At 72.1% G+C, this 13,131-nt stretch carries 13 protein-coding genes and 1 pseudogene; 9 read left to right on the plus strand and 5 right to left on the minus strand.

Annotation, left to right across the window (positions count from 1 at the left end; genetic code table 11):
- From VFZ39_RS17395 to VFZ39_RS17410, 4 genes are all read left to right on the plus strand, one after another.
- Positions 1–1,137: NADH-ubiquinone oxidoreductase-F iron-sulfur binding region domain-containing protein (locus VFZ39_RS17395; RefSeq protein ID WP_330867053.1), on the plus strand; the 1,137-nt coding region annotated here is incomplete at its 5' end.
- Entirely contained in the window at positions 1,134–1,337 is a 204-nt protein-coding gene (locus VFZ39_RS17400; RefSeq protein WP_330867054.1) for a ferredoxin, read from the plus strand. The genes VFZ39_RS17395 and VFZ39_RS17400, both read left to right, overlap by 4 nt.
- A 69-nt stretch (positions 1,338–1,406) precedes the next feature.
- Positions 1,407–2,624 carry an NAD(P)-dependent oxidoreductase gene (locus VFZ39_RS17405; RefSeq protein WP_330867055.1) on the plus strand — a complete coding sequence of 406 codons (1,218 nt, stop codon included), beginning with the start codon at positions 1,407–1,409 and terminating at the stop codon, positions 2,622–2,624.
- The gene (locus VFZ39_RS17410; RefSeq protein ID WP_330867056.1) at positions 2,621–3,703 is read left to right on the plus strand and encodes a DUF1015 family protein; all 1,083 of its coding nucleotides are present in this window, start codon (positions 2,621–2,623) and stop codon (positions 3,701–3,703) included. The genes VFZ39_RS17405 and VFZ39_RS17410 overlap by 4 nt, the downstream gene beginning before the upstream one ends.
- A 30-nt stretch (positions 3,704–3,733) precedes the next feature.
- On the opposite strand, the gene VFZ39_RS17415 is transcribed toward VFZ39_RS17410, so the two are convergent.
- On the minus strand, positions 3,734–4,438 hold the full coding sequence (locus VFZ39_RS17415) for a VC0807 family protein (RefSeq protein WP_330867057.1): 705 nt from the start codon (positions 4,436–4,438) through the stop codon (positions 3,734–3,736).
- A gap of 245 nt (positions 4,439–4,683) precedes the next feature.
- Between VFZ39_RS17415 and VFZ39_RS19095 the strand changes: the two are divergent.
- From VFZ39_RS19095 to VFZ39_RS17425, 3 genes and pseudogenes are all read left to right on the plus strand, one after another.
- Positions 4,684–4,770: pseudogene (locus tag VFZ39_RS19095) on the plus strand (hypothetical protein); the annotation flags it as partial.
- Positions 4,748–5,317 carry a TMEM175 family protein gene (locus tag VFZ39_RS17420; protein ID WP_330867058.1) on the plus strand — a complete coding sequence of 190 codons (570 nt, stop codon included), beginning with the start codon at positions 4,748–4,750 and terminating at the stop codon, positions 5,315–5,317. The pseudogene VFZ39_RS19095 and the gene VFZ39_RS17420, both read left to right, overlap by 23 nt.
- A 45-nt stretch (positions 5,318–5,362) precedes the next feature.
- On the plus strand, positions 5,363–6,580 hold the full coding sequence (locus VFZ39_RS17425) for an acetyl-CoA C-acetyltransferase (RefSeq protein ID WP_330867059.1): 1,218 nt from the start codon (positions 5,363–5,365) through the stop codon (positions 6,578–6,580).
- A gap of 7 nt (positions 6,581–6,587) precedes the next feature.
- On the opposite strand, the gene lhgO is transcribed toward VFZ39_RS17425, so the two are convergent.
- The gene (gene lhgO, locus VFZ39_RS17430) at positions 6,588–7,790 is read right to left on the minus strand and encodes an L-2-hydroxyglutarate oxidase (protein ID WP_330867060.1); all 1,203 of its coding nucleotides are present in this window, start codon (positions 7,788–7,790) and stop codon (positions 6,588–6,590) included.
- 173 nt (positions 7,791–7,963) lie between these two features.
- Here lhgO and VFZ39_RS17435 point away from each other — a divergent pair, with 173 nt between their 5' ends.
- Both VFZ39_RS17435 and VFZ39_RS17440 read left to right on the plus strand, forming a co-directional pair.
- The gene (locus VFZ39_RS17435; RefSeq protein WP_330867061.1) at positions 7,964–8,713 is read left to right on the plus strand and encodes a DsbA family protein; all 750 of its coding nucleotides are present in this window, start codon (positions 7,964–7,966) and stop codon (positions 8,711–8,713) included.
- Positions 8,710–9,360, plus strand: a complete 651-nt coding sequence (locus VFZ39_RS17440) for a vitamin K epoxide reductase family protein (RefSeq protein WP_330867062.1) — start codon at positions 8,710–8,712, stop codon at positions 9,358–9,360. Before VFZ39_RS17435 ends, VFZ39_RS17440 begins: the two co-directional genes overlap by 4 nt.
- 10 nt (positions 9,361–9,370) lie before the next feature.
- Here the strand turns inward: VFZ39_RS17440 and VFZ39_RS17445 are convergent, their stop codons facing one another.
- From VFZ39_RS17445 to xylA, 3 genes are all read right to left on the minus strand, one after another.
- On the minus strand, positions 9,371–10,378 hold the full coding sequence (locus VFZ39_RS17445) for a sugar phosphate isomerase/epimerase family protein (RefSeq protein WP_330867063.1): 1,008 nt from the start codon (positions 10,376–10,378) through the stop codon (positions 9,371–9,373).
- Between the two features lie 103 nt (positions 10,379–10,481).
- The gene (gene xylB, locus VFZ39_RS17450; RefSeq protein WP_330867064.1) at positions 10,482–11,939 is read right to left on the minus strand and encodes a xylulokinase; all 1,458 of its coding nucleotides are present in this window, start codon (positions 11,937–11,939) and stop codon (positions 10,482–10,484) included.
- Positions 11,936–13,114: a xylose isomerase gene (gene xylA / locus VFZ39_RS17455; RefSeq protein ID WP_330867065.1), complete on the minus strand. Its 1,179-nt coding sequence runs from the start codon at positions 13,112–13,114 to the stop codon at positions 11,936–11,938. Before xylA ends, xylB begins: the two co-directional genes overlap by 4 nt.
- Between the last annotated feature and the right edge of the window lie 17 nt (positions 13,115–13,131).

Below are 13,131 nucleotides of genomic sequence, written 5' to 3' on the forward strand. Positions count from 1 at the left end.
TACCGGCCCGACGAGCTGCACCGTCGCCACCCGCTGCGACCGCTGCTCGCCGAGCTCGAGCGGGTCCGCCTGTGCGGGCGCGGGGGCGCCGGGTTCCCCTTCGTCAGGAAGTTGCGGGCGCTCGGCGCGGGAAGGCCCGTCCTCGTCGTCAACCTCAGTGAGGGCGAACCCGCCAGCGCCAAGGACACCGCCCTCGCCCTGACCCGTCCGCACCTGGTGCTGGACGGCGTTCTCGCGAGCGCGCGGGCGCTCGCGGCCCGGGAGGTGCACGTCGTGCTGCCGGGAGAGCGGCCGGCTGCCGCAGCGTCGATGCGGGTGGCCATCGCCGAGCGCGACGACCCGGTCCCGGTGGTCACCCACACCGCCGAGCCCCGGTTCGTCGCGGGGCAGGCGCGGGCCGTCGTCGAGCTGCTCGCGGGACGGCCCAACCTGCCGACGACGACATGGGCCCCCGAGGCCGTCTCGGGGTACCAGGGCCGCCCCACCCTGCTGAGCAATGCCGAGACGTGGGCCCGGATCGGGCTGCTGGTGCTCCGCGGGGCACGGGAGTACGCCCGGGTCGGAACCGCCGAGGAGCCGGGCGCGACCCTGCTCACCGTGGGGTCGCCGGGCTCGGTCCCGACGGTCCACGAGCAGCCCTACGGCGCCCGGCTGCTCGACGTCGTACCGAGGCAACGACACGGTCGACCGCTGCTGGTCGGGGGCTTCCACGGGTCGTGGGCGACCTGGGAGACGGTCGCCAGCCTCCGGCTGTCCGCGACCCGGATGCGCGCGTTGGGCACACCGCTGGGAGCCGGGGTGCTGCTGTCCCTGGGGCCCGGCGACTGCCCGGTCGAGCTCACCCGGCGCATCGTCACGTACCTCGCAGGGCAGAGCGCGGGCCGCTGCGGGCCGTGCTTCAACGGGCTGCCAGCACTCGCGTCGGCGGTGGACGCGATCTGCCGCGGCGTGGGTGGGAGCGCACGCGTGGAGGAGCTGGCCCGGCTCGTCGTACGACGCGGCGCCTGCGCACACCCGGACGGGACCGTGCGACTGGTGCGGTCGCTGCTCTCCACGTTCGTCGGGGAGGTCGCCTCCCACGCCTCGGGACGCTGCCGCTGGGACGGGCGCGACGACGCCGAACGGGGCGTGGCATGACCGCGCGAGAGCTCCGGGTGGACTGGCCGGAGTGCCGGGCCAGGGGGCTGTGCCACGAGGTGCTCCCGGATCTGATCGACCTCGACGAGTGGGGTTACCCGATCGTGCGAGGTCCGGTCACCCCCGACCTGATGAGCGAGGCTCGCGTGGCGGTGCGCACCTGTCCCCGGCTGGCGCTCCGCATCGTGGACGCCCGCTGACCCCCGTCGCGCCCCGCGTCGCCAGCAGTTACCTTGTGGCACCGGCGTGCGTCGGACGGAGGGATGACCATGCGCGTGCTCTTTGCCGACTCGCTCGGCGAGTCGACCGTCACCGAGCTCGAGGAGCGAGGCCACACCTGCGTGGTCGAGCCGACGCTGAAGGCCGGGGACCTGGCGGAACGGATCCAGGGCTTCGACGCGCTCGTGGTCCGCAGCACGAAGGTACGACGGGAGGTCTTCGAGCGGGCGGACCGGCTGGCCCTCGTGATCCGAGCCGGTGCCGGCACGAACACGATCGACACCGAGACCGCCGCCGCTCGCGGCGTTCTGGTCGCGAACCTGCCCGGCCGCAACGCCGCAGCCGTGGCCGAGCTGACCATGGGACTGCTGCTGGCGGTGGACCGGCGGATCGTCGATGCCACCGTCGACCTCCGGGAGGGCCGGTGGGACAAGAAGGCGTACGGCAAGGCACGCGGACTGCTCGGGGCGACCATGGGGATCCTCGGCCTCGGCTCGATCGGCCTCGAGGTCGCCCAGCGGGCCCGGGCGTTCGGCATCAACCTCGTCGCCCTCGACAAGCCCGGCCGCAGCAACGAGACCACGGCCCGGATCGAGGACCTCAGGATCGAGCTGGTCGACTCCCTCGACGACCTGCTCGCCGCCAGCGACATCGTCACGCTCCACCTGCCGTCCAGTCCCGACACGGCCGGCCTGGTCGACGCCTCGTTCCTCGAACGCATGAAGGACGGCGCCGTCCTCCTCAACACCTCACGCGGTGAGCTGGTCGACGAGGCCGCGCTGCTCGAGGCGCTGGAGACCAAGGGGCTGCGTGCGGGTCTCGACGTCTTCGCCGACGAGCCGGGATCCGGTTCTGGCGAGTGGGTGTCACCCTTGGCCCAGCACCCCCAGGTCGTCGGCACCCATCACATCGGGGCGTCGACCCAGCAGGCGCAGGCCGCCATCGCTGCAGGCGTCGTCGAGATCATCGACGCCTTCGTCCAGGGCGAGACACCGAACTGTGTGAACCTCACGCCCAGCCGGATCGGCTCCACCATCTTGACGGTGCGACACCTCGACCGGGTCGGCGTGCTCGCGCACGTGCTCGACCGGCTGAGTCAGGACCGGTTGAACGTCGAGCACATGCAGAACCGGATCTTCCGCGGCGGCGACGCCGCGGTCGCGACGATCGACGTCGCCGGCCCGCTGTCGGACTCGCTGCTCGCCGACCTCGACGCCCTGCCTGACGTGTTCGGCGTCTCGGCCACTGCCATCGACGGATCGGCATGACGGCTGCTGACGACGGGCGGACCGCGTCGTACGGCGTCGCCCGCCCCTTCGAGTCACGCGTGGTCCGCCCGGAGTGGGCCACCCGGGCTGTCGCGCCGATGGTCGACGCGCGGGGGTTCGCGGAACCAGGGGTGCGGACACCAGTCGGGCCCGAGGCCTACCAGCACTCGCCGACGGCCTACTTCGTCTACCGGATGCGCGACGGGGCCGGCGACCACACCGGAATCGTCGCCGACGTGCGCCTCGACGCGTTCGCCCTCGGCCGGGTTCGCGGCCACGAGTCCGTCGACCCCGAGCGGGTCGACGGCCTGGTGCGGTACTACGCGGACCATCCCCAGCGTGCGGAGCCGGTCGCGCTGCTCCACGACCACCCGGCCGAGCTCGCGACGCAGGTCGCGCGGGTGTGCGACAGCGACCCGCTGCTCCGGTTCCAAGGGGACGACGGAGTCGAGCACACGGTCTGGCGGGTGCCGGGAAACGCCGAGAGGGCGATCTCCACGGCGTTCGGCGACGGCGTGTACTACATCGCCGACGGTCACCATCGGGTGTCTGCCCGGCTGCGGGCCTGGGAGGTCGCGGGCCGACCGGCGCACGCAGGCGTGCTGTGCGTGATCTTCCCCATGGAAGGGCTGACCCTGTCGGCGTTCCACCGGCGGGTCGCCGGGCCGGTCGACGCGGCGCGGCTGATCGAGGCCGCCTCGCACCGTTTCGACGTGCGTCCCTCGGCGGGCGGGGCGAGCGGGATCGGCGTGTACGTCGACGGCTGCTGGTACGACCTCCACCTCACAGGAGATCGGCCCGACGGCGCCGCCGGGCTCGATGCGTCCCTGGTCCAGGAGCACCTGCTCGGACCCGTCCTCGACGTCTCGGGTCAGGGTCATCCGCGGTTCGAGGCGATCCCCGACCACCTGCCCGTCGAGCTCGCCACGAGCCGGTGCGACGCAGACGGCGGGGCGCTGTTCGTCCTCGCGGCCCCCAGCCTGGCCACGCTCACGCGGATCGCCGACCTCGGCGAGGTCATGCCGCCCAAGACGACGTACTTCGCGCCCAAGCCGTACGCCGGGATCTTCCTGACCTGACGGTCGCGGCGACGGGGGCGCGGGCGGGTGTCAGGCCCGCGCGACCACGGGTACCAGGCGCGTCGAGCCCATCAGGCCCTCCTTGCGTGCCACGAGCGCTGCCAGCCCGATCGTCGCGAACGCGGCGAACACGTTGATCGCCAGCATCGAGATGCTCTTGGCGAGCACGAACGTCTCGAGCGACTGCGACTGCAGCAGCCACAGCGTCATGGTCGCCTTGGCGAGCCCGAGCACTGCCCACAGGATCGTCAGACGCCGGAAGAGGCGCTGGATCCGCGGCCGCGCCGCCAGCTCGTGGTCCATCGGGTAGAAGTCGCCGGCCAGCCGCGCCACCATCGGGCGGGCGCTCGCGAGCGAGAGCAGGAACAGCACAGCGACGGCGCCGTCGCTGATGATCGGCTGGAGGAAGTACAGCCAGGTACTGTCCGCGACGAAGGACAGGGCGGTCCGCCCGGTCAACAGGATCGCGGCGAGGATCAGGAGTCCCGACGTTCGCCGCCTGGTCATCGCGCGCCACGCGATGGCGCCGTAGGACCACACGAGCGCGGCGATGATCGCGGGCCAGATGCCGGCCAGCACGAAACACACGTAGAACACCACCGCAGGGACGACCACCGCGATCAGCAGGCTGAGGGACACCCGCCGGACCACGGCGAGCAGGCTCGGACGGTGCGGGGCGTCGGTGGCCGGCTCGGAAGCGGCAAGCGTGAGCGTCGGCGTCGGGGGGATGGCCAAGGGAGTCGATCCTGCCGGCCACTGCGGCCGGGCTCGGGAGATGTTCACCGCGAAATGACGACGCGAACTCGACGTCTGCGGGTTCCCCGGCTCCGCCAGCCTACGTCACATGTCCGTGGATGACCTGATTTCCAGGGAGACCGACGGTCCTGCGAGTGCCATGATGGGCCGGTGGCCAGCCAGCAGCGAGCCGCACCGCACGACTCCACCCACGGCCGGCCACTAGACGACCGTGGGAGGGAATCGTGACCGATGACGCCCAGCCGGGCCAGCAGATCGCGCTGCGGACCACACGCCTGGAGGCCTTCAGTGACGGCGTGTTCGCCGTGGCCATCACGCTCCTGGTGCTGGAGATCTCGGTGCCCCCCCGGCGCCGAGGACGACCTGCTCGGCGCGCTCCTCGACCAGTGGCCGTCGTACCTCGCCTACGTCGTCAGCTTCGCCACGGTGGGTGCGCTGTGGCTCGGTCACACCGCCATCACGCACTACCTGCACGGCGCCAGCCCGTTGCTGTTGCGCCTCAACCTGCTGCTGCTCCTTGTCGTGGCCTTCCTCCCCTTCCCGACGCGGCTACTGGCGGAGACCGTCGAGCACGACGAGGGAGGCAACGTTGCCACCACGTTCTACGGACTGACGCTGCTCGCGGCGAGCGGTCTGACCTCGATCATCTGGCGGTACGCGGTCCGTACAGGTCTCGTCCGTCCGGACGTCAGCAACGCCGAGGTGGCGGTCATCAGCCAGAAGCTGACCCCCGGCCTGGTCTTCTACGTGGTCATGATCGGTCTCGGACTCCTCGCACCGGTCGTCGCCGTCCTGGGGTACCTCGCCATCGCCGTGTTCTACCTGGTCCCGATCCGGTCCCTCCGGCGCCGCACCTGAGGTCGTGGGTCACTCCCCCGTACGGCGAGCACTAGCGTGAGCCTCATGAGCGACGTCGTGATCTGCGAGCCGATCCGGACCCCCGTCGGCAGGTTCGGCGGCGCCTTCGCCTCCCTCAGCGCCACCGACCTGGCTTCCGGCCTGCTCGCCGAGCTGGTGCGGCGTACCAGCCTCGGCGAGGGCGACGTCGACGACGTGGTGCTCGGCCAGTGCTACCCCAGCGGTGAGGCTCCCGCCATCGGCCGGGTCGCCGCCCTCGACGCCGGCCTCGGAGTCGGCGTCCCCGGCGTCCAGGTGGACCGCCGCTGCGGCTCGGGACTGCAGGCCGTGCTGTACGCCGCCGGGATGGTGGTCACCGGGGCCGCGCGCGTCGTGGTCGCCGGCGGCGCGGAGTCGATGTCCCAGGTGGAGCACTACGCGACCGGGCTGCGCACCGGCGTCCGCAGCGGAGGCGTCGAGCTGATGGACCGGCTCGTGCGCGCCCGCAAGACAGCGGGCGGCAAGGACCACCCGGTGCCCGGGGGGATGCTCGAGACCGCGGAGAACCTGCGCCGCGACTACGGGATCGGGCGCGAGGAGCAGGACCAGCTCGCGCTCCGCAGCCAGCAGCGCGCAGGTGCTGCCCACGACGAGGGCAGGTTCGCCGACGAGCTGGTGCCGGTGACGGTGCCGGGCCGACGCGGGAGACCCGACGTGGTCGTGGACCGCGACGAGCATCCCCGGCCGGACACCACCGCCGAGCAGCTCGCGGCGCTGCAGCCGGTCCGACGGGAGCTCGACCCGGAGTCCACCGTCACCGCCGGCAACGCCAGCGGTCAGAACGACGGAGCCGCGATGTGCGTCGTCACCACTCGCGACGAGGCCGAGCGGCGTGGGCTGTCCGCCTTGCTCGCTCTCAGGTCCTGGGCCGTGGCCGGCGTCGGCCCTGAGGTGATGGGCATCGGACCGGTGCCGGCCACCGCCGCGGCGCTGGAGCGAGCCGGCCTCACTCTCGACGAGGTCGACGTGCTCGAGATCAACGAAGCCTTCGCCGCCCAGGTGCTGGCCTGCCTGCGCGAGTGGAAGGTCGACCCGACCGACGAGCGCCTCAACCCGAACGGCTCCGGCATCTCCCTCGGTCACCCGGTCGGCGCCACCGGCGCCCGGATCCTCGCGACCCTGGCGCACGAGATGCGTCGGCGCGAAGCGCGCTACGGGCTGGAGACCATGTGCATCGGCGGCGGTCAGGGGCTCGCGGCGGTCTTCGAACGGGTCCCCGCCTGAGTGCCGGTCACGAGTGCCGCGACATCTCGTCGACGACGTGCTCGGCGATCGCGAGGCTGGAGGTGGCGCCCGGCGACGGTGCGTTGCGCACCGCGGTGATCCCCTCCGCGTGGGTGATGCGGAAGTCGTCGACGAGCGTGCCGTCGCGCTCGACGGCCTGGGCGCGGACGCCCGACCCGTTGCGCACGACGTCCGAGACTCCGATCTCGGGCACGTACCGCTGGGCGTCCCGCATGTACGCCCTGACCGACAGCGATCCGCGCACCTCCTTGACACCGGTCCGCCAGTTGCTGCGGGCCATCCGCCACGCACCCGGCCAGGTGAGGATGTCGCGCACGTCGCGCCACGAGGCGTCCCTGCGTCGGTAGCCCTCGCGCTGCAGGGCGAGAACGGCGTTGGGCCCGACCTCGAGCCCACCGGTCACCCGGCGGGTGAAGTGGACTCCGAGGAACGGGTAGCGCGGATCGGGCACGGGATAGACCATGCCGCGCACGAGATCCTGCTTGCCGGGCTTGACCAGCAGGTACTCCCCGCGGAACGGGACGATCCGCGGTCCGTCCTGGCCGTCCGCCTGCCTGGCCAGTCGGTCCGCGTCCAGGCCACCACGCAGCACGAGCCGGTCGACGAGGTGGCGACGTACGCCGGAGGCGACCGCGATCCGGCCGCGCTCGCGGCCCAGACCCGTGACCTCGGTCGCGAGCCGCACTTCTCCCCCGGCCGCCTCGACGTCCTGGGCCAGGACCTGGGCCACCGCGCCGAAGTCGGTGATCGCCGTCGCCGGTGAGTGCAGCGCGGCCACACCCGCGGCGTGCGGCTCCACCTCACGGATGCCCACGGGGTCGAGCCGCCGGAGACCGGGAACACCGTTCTCGGTGGCGGTCCGCTCGAGGGCGTCCAGCCGGCCGAGCTCGCTCTCGTCCACCGCCACGACGAGCTTGCCGCACTCGTCGTAGGCGATCGCGTGCTCGACGCAGAAGTCCTTCAGGAGCAGCCTTCCCCGTGTGCAGAGCGTGGCCTTGAGGCTGCCCGGGCGGTAGTAGACCCCGGCGTGCACGACGCCGGAGTTGTGGCCGGTCTGGTGGGCGCCGACCCGGTCCTCCTTCTCGAACACGACGACCTGGGTGCCGGGTCGACGGCGGGTCAGCTCGCGGGCGATCGCCAGACCGACGATGCCGCCGCCCACGACGCCGACGGTGGGTGCTGGAGGCATGCGGCTACCCCTTCCTGCAGCCGGAGTCTAGCCGCGCGGCCGGCGCGGGACCTTGGTCCCGGTGACGGGCGACGATCGACCCGGGACGTGGTGCCAGCGTGCGGGAGACGCTCTGCGAGAGCTGACGGGAACGTGGGCTCTCGGACAGCACGCACGTCGATCGGATGGCAGACATGACGCAGGTAGAGCACCGGAGCCGACCCGGAGAGCAGCGGCGGGCGGGAGATGCGAGCCGGCGTCCGTACCGACGCGCGCAGTGGATTGGTGTCGGCCTGCTGGTGGCACTCGCCCTGGCCCTCGTGGTCGCGCTGGTGCAGGCCATGGGCGACGACGCCCCGGCCTCGTCCGGCTCCGCGAGCGGGACGGCGGTCGCGCCCGCCGACCTCGAGCACGGCGTCCCCGTGGGCGAAGCCGACGCACCGGTCACGGTCGTCCTGTACTTCGACTACCTCTGCCCGGCCTGCGGCGCGTTCGAGCACGCGAACGGCGAGGAGCTCACCCGGCTCCTGGGAGAGGAGACGATCCGGCTGGAGCTGCGCCCGATGGCCTTCCTGGATGATCTCTCCGACGGCACGCGGTACTCCACTCGCGCCGCCAACGCGATGGCCACTGTGGCCGACGCCGCCCCGGACCGGGTGTGGGCCTTCCACCGGGCGTTGTACGCCGCGCAGCCGGCTGAGGACGGCCCGGGACTGACCGACGAGGAGCTCGCCGAGCTCGCGGTCGGAGCCGGCGTCCCGCAGGAGGTCGTCGACCGGTTCGCCGATGCGACCTACGAGCCCTGGACCGCCGACATGACCCAGCGGGCCTTCGACGACGGCGTCGAGGGCACCCCCACGATCCTGATCGCCGGCCGCGTCTTCGACGGCGACCCGTACACGACCGGCCCGTTGACCGAGGCGATCGAGCAGGCCCGAGGGTGACGACCCAGGCGGCGCCGCGGCCCGGGTCCATGGGGACCCGGGCCGCTGCCAGCCGAAGTCGGGCAGACCATCGTGGGACCTGGCTGGCGATGCTGCTGTGGTCGGTCGCCAGCCTCGTTGCGTCCTTCGTGCTCGCGGTCGAGGCGGTGACACTCGCCGGCGATCCCGACGCCGTCTTCGGCTGTGACGTCAACGCCGTCATCAGCTGCGGCACCGTCGGCAGCTCGTGGCAGGCCTCGGTCCTCGGTTTCCCGAACGCGTTCCTGGGCCTGGTCACCGAACCGGTGGTGATCACGGTCGCGGTCGCGGGACTCGCGGGGATCAGGTTCCCGCGCTGGTTCATGCTCACCGCTCAGGCGGTCTACACCGTGGGCCTCGCGCTGGCGTACTGGCTGCTCCACCAGGCTCTCTTCGAGATCGGCGCGGTGTGCCCCTGGTGCCTGCTGATCACCGTGGCGACGACGTTCGTGTTCTTCGAGATGACGCGGGTCAACCTCCTCGACGGCCACCTGCCGCTGCCCTCCGGCGTACGACGTGTGCTGGTCGACGCCGCCCGCAGCCACCTCGACCTGATGGCGGTCGGCGGGTGGCTGCTCGCCGTCGCGCTGCTGGTGGTGTCGAGGTACGGCACCGCCCTGTTCGGCTGACGCGGGCCGCTCAGCTGTCGGTGGAGAAGGCCGCGTCGAAAGCGGCCTCCGGCGGGTCGAACGCCAGGGAGCGCACGAAGTCGAGAGCCTCGGGCGCGCCGCGCAACCGGTCCATCCCCGCGTCCTCCCACTCGATCGAGATCGGGCCGTCGTAGCCGATCGTGTTGAGCATCCGGAAGCAGCGCTCCCACGGGACGTCGCCGTGACCGGTCGAGACGAAGTCCCAACCACGCCGCGGGTCCGCCCACGCCAGGTGGGACCCCAGCCGCCCGTTGCGCCCGTTGCCGACCTGCAGCTTCGTGTCCTTGCAGTCCACGTGGTAGATCCGCTCGCGGAAGTCCCACAGGAACGAGACCGGGTCGAGGTCCTGCCACACGAAGTGCGACGGGTCCCAGTTGAGACCGAACGCCTCGCGGTGGTCCACGCTCTCCATCGCGCGGACGGTGGTCCAGTAGTCGTAGGCGATCTCGGAAGGATGTACCTCGTGGGCGAAGCGGACCCCTTCCCCGTCGAAGACGTCGAGGATCGGGTTCCACCGGCGGGCGAAGTCCTCGTAGCCGGCGTCCACCATCGCCTGCGTCGCCGGTGGGAACATCGCGACGTACTTCCAGATCGAGGAGCCGGTGAACCCCACGACGGTGTCGACCCCGAGTCGCCGCGCTGCGCGCGCGGTCATCCTCATCTCCTCCGCCGCGCGCTGCCGGACGCCCTCGGCGTCACCGTCCCCCCAGATCCGCGCCGACAGGATCGCCTGGTGCCGCTCGTCGATCGGGTCGTCGCAGACCGCCTGGCCCTTGAGGTGGTTGGAGATCGCCCACACCTGAAGCCCGTGGCGGTCCAGGAGTGCGCGCTTCTCGGCCAGGTAGGCGTCGTCCTCGACGCACTGCCAGACGTCGAGGTGGTCGCCCCAGCAGGCGATCTCGACCCCGTCGTAGCCCCATTCCGACGCGAGCCGGCACACCTCCTCGAACGGGAGGTCGGCCCACTGGCCGGTGAAGAGGGTGATCGGACGGGTCATGCTCGGTTCCTTCCTGTGACAGTCGCTCGCCGTAGGCATCATCGCGGCACCAGGGTCCGGCCGCACCGTAGCAACCGATGCGCTGCGCGCCAGACCGGATCGGTCATGTGTCCCGGAGCGACCGGCGGACGGTCTCCCGGGCGGTGCGTGCGTACGTCGCCATCACCTCGGGCACGGGCTCGGCCGTGTGCACCTCGGCATCGCCGATCCGCCAGTCGGGCGGCTCGGCCGAGCCGCTCAAGGCCCAGGCGGCCTGGCGGGCGGCCCCCGCGGCGACGTACTCACCGGCCTCGGGCACCGCGACGGGAAGCCCCCAGACCGCCGGGGCGAGCCGGCGCACGGCCTCCGAGCGCGCTCCCCCGCCGATCAGGGTGACCCGCTCGACATCCACGCCCTGGTGCCGCATGCCGTCGATGGCCTCGCCCAGGAGCCCCAGCAGACCCTCGACAGCCGCACGGGCGAGGTTCTCGCGCGTGAGGTTGCCGAGCGTCATGCCCGCCAGCTCGCCGGTGGCGTTCGGCACGTTCGGGGTCCGCTCCCCCTCCAGGTACGGCACGTGGACCAGCCCTCCGGCGCCGGGGTCTGCGGCGAGAGCGAGCCGCGAGAGCTCCGCATGGTCCACGCCCAACAGTGCCGCCGTGGCGTCGAGGACCCGCGACCCGTTGAGGGTGGCTGCCAGCGGAAGGTAGCGGCCGGTCGCGTCCGCGAACCCGGCGACGATTCCTGTGGGGTCGTGGGTCGCGGTGTCCGAGACGCAGGCGACGACCCCGGAGGTGCCGATGGAGACGCTCACCTCACCCGCCCCGAGACCCAGCCCGAGGGCCGCGCCGGCGTTGTCCCCGCATCCCGGCCCGAGGAGGACGTGCACCGGCACGGGCGTCACAGCCGCGCGCCCTGCCCCCTCCCCTGGTCCGAGCACGCGCGGGAGCACGAGATGGTCGGCCTGGGCGTCGTCCGTGCGCAGTGCCAGCGCCAGCAGGTCGCGGCGGTAGCCCTTGGTCGGGTCGTAGTACCCGGTGCCCGACGCGTCCGACCGGTCGGTGACCAGGTCGTCGAGGCCGCGCGCCCCGCGCAACCGCCACGTCAGCCAGTCGTGCGGCAGGGCGACGGCGGCCAGTCGCGCAGCGTTCTCGGGCTCGTGGTCTGCGAGCCACCTCAGCTTGGTCACCGTGAAGGACGCGACCGGCACCGAACCGACGCCATCGGCCCACCGGCCGGCACCGATGGTGCGGTCACCGTCGCCGAGCTCGTGCACGAGCTGCTCGGCGGCCTCCGCCGACCGGACGTCGTTCCACAGCAGCGCCGGGCGGATCACCCGACCGCGGTCGTCCAGGGCCACCAGGCCGTGCTGCTGACCCGAGACGGCGAGCGCCTCGACGTCGTCGAGCCCGCCGGCAGCTGCGACCGCTGCCTGGAGGGCATCCCACCACGCCTCCGGGTCGACCTCGGAGCCTGGCGGGTGCGGCGCGGTGCCGTGCCGGACCAGGGCGCCGGTCTCGGCGTCGCGGACCACCACCTTGCAGGACTGGGTCGAGGAGTCGACCCCCGCGACCAGGGTCATCCGATCAGGTGCTCCAGTGCGAGCTGCTGCAGGCGCACGAAGCCGAAGTCCCGCTCAGCGGCCCGCTCCGGGTCGAAGTCGTCCGGCGCCGCCAGCAGGTCCGCGACCGTCTCGCCGTCGGCCATTGTCGGCTCGGCCAGGTCGGGGACCCCGGCGTACGCCATGGCCTCGGTGACCCGGTCGTCGGCCCGGAACGCCCGCGCCTTCTCGGCGAGCATGAGGTACGCCGCCATGTTGGCCTGGGCCGACTCCCACACCCCGGCCATGTGCTCGGTCCGCGAGGGCTTGTAGTCGAAGTGGCGCGGTCCGTCGTAGCGCGGACCGTCCGGCCGGCTCGGGAACCCGTTCTCGAGCAGGTCGACGGTGAAGAACGCCGACATCAGGTCGCCGTGGCCGAAGACCAGGTCCTGGTCGTACTTGATGCCGCGCTGGCCGTTGAGGTCGATGTGGAAGAGCTTGCCGCTCCACAGCGCCTGGCCGAGAGCATGGGTGTAGTTGAGCCCCGCCATCTGCTCGTGGCCGGTCTCCGGGTTCAGGCCGACGATGTCTCCGTGGTCGAGCTCGGCGATCAGCGCCAGCGCGTGCCCGACGGTGGGCAGGAAGATGTCGCCGCGTGGCTCATTCGGCTTCGGCTCCAAGGCGATCCGCAGGTCGTAGCCCTGGTCCTTGATGTGGCCGGCCACGGTGTCGAGACCCTCCTTGTAACGCTCCATGGCGGCGTGCAGGTCCTTGGAGCCGTCGTACTCACTGCCCTCGCGGCCACCCCACATGACGAACGTGGTCGCCCCCATGTCGCCGGCCAGGTCGACCGCGCGCAGCACCTTGCGCAGGCCGTACCGTCGGACGTCCCGGTCGTTGCTCGTGAGGGCACCGTCCTTGAACACCGGGTGCGTGAACGTGTTGGTGGTGACCATCTCGATCACGAGCCCGGCCTTGTCGGCGGCGCGCTTGAAGTCGGCGCACACCTGCTCGCGGGTCGCGTCGTCGGAGCCGAACGGGAACACGTCGTTGTCGTGGAAGGTCACACCCCAGGCGCCGAGCTCGGCGAGCCGCTCGGCGTACTCGACGGGCGAGAGTGCCGGGCGACTGGCGGTGCCGAACGGATCGACTCCCAGCCAGCCGACGGTCCATAGACCGAATGAGAACTTGTCCTCTGGGCGAGGGGAACGAACCATGACGCGCCTCCGGATGG

The organism is Nocardioides sp. (assembly GCF_036374615.1).
Classification (GTDB): domain Bacteria; phylum Actinomycetota; class Actinomycetes; order Propionibacteriales; family Nocardioidaceae; genus Nocardioides.

Coding starts and splice junctions, on each gene's coding strand:
- VFZ39_RS17400 (WP_330867054.1), top strand. CDS start 1,134: ATGACCGCGCGAGAGCTCCGGGTGGACTGGCCGGAGTGCCGGGCCAGG.
- VFZ39_RS17405 (WP_330867055.1), top strand. CDS start 1,407: ATGCGCGTGCTCTTTGCCGACTCGCTCGGCGAGTCGACCGTCACCGAG.
- VFZ39_RS17410 (WP_330867056.1), top strand. CDS start 2,621: ATGACGGCTGCTGACGACGGGCGGACCGCGTCGTACGGCGTCGCCCGC.
- VFZ39_RS17425 (WP_330867059.1), top strand. CDS start 5,363: ATGAGCGACGTCGTGATCTGCGAGCCGATCCGGACCCCCGTCGGCAGG.
- lhgO (WP_330867060.1), bottom strand. CDS start 7,790: ATGCCTCCAGCACCCACCGTCGGCGTCGTGGGCGGCGGCATCGTCGGT.
- VFZ39_RS17435 (WP_330867061.1), top strand. CDS start 7,964: ATGACGCAGGTAGAGCACCGGAGCCGACCCGGAGAGCAGCGGCGGGCG.
- VFZ39_RS17445 (WP_330867063.1), bottom strand. CDS start 10,378: ATGACCCGTCCGATCACCCTCTTCACCGGCCAGTGGGCCGACCTCCCG.
- xylB (WP_330867064.1), bottom strand. CDS start 11,939: ATGACCCTGGTCGCGGGGGTCGACTCCTCGACCCAGTCCTGCAAGGTG.
- xylA (WP_330867065.1), bottom strand. CDS start 13,114: ATGGTTCGTTCCCCTCGCCCAGAGGACAAGTTCTCATTCGGTCTATGG.